Here is a 518-nt window from a genome sequence, read left to right as displayed (position 1 = left end):
TCACAAGACACGGCGTGATACTCCACAAGATATCAAGACAAACAGTTTAACCTTAACCAATGATGGTCATGGACGCATCGAGGAGCGTACCTACGTTCAGCTCCCCATTACGCCTTGGTTGACGCAAAGCCAAGGCTGGACGAATATTAAGTCGGTCATTGAAGTCACCCGAAAACGCTACCTTAAAGATAAGGAAACGAGTGAGACCGCTTATTACATCAGTTCCTTGGAGGTTAACTTACCTCAAATTGCAAAAGCAATTCGCAGCCATTGGTCGATAGAAAATGCATCACATTGGGTACTGGATATGACGTATCGAGAGGACTACTCCCGCATCAGACGCGGCGATGCGCCCGAAAATATGGCAACCTTCCGCCGCTTTGCAATGAATTTAGCACGCTTGAGTCCTATTAAAGACAGTATGAAAGGTAAGCTGAAGCAGGCGGCGTGGTCTGATGAAGTCAGGGAAAAACTCTTGTTTGCTTAAATTTCATTCAAGTATGATTTTGCCCTGTAAG

General features: G+C 45.6%; 1 pseudogene. It reads left to right on the top strand.

From position 1 onward, the window contains the following. A pseudogene (locus ACFI6J_RS21585) lies at nt 1-487 on the top strand (ISAs1-like element ISAma3 family transposase); the annotation flags it as partial. Nucleotides 488-518: the final 31 nt, after the last annotated feature.

It is taken from the genome of Alteromonas sp. G4i13, from assembly GCF_054960505.1.
This window is presented reverse-complemented; position numbering and strand designations above follow the sequence as displayed.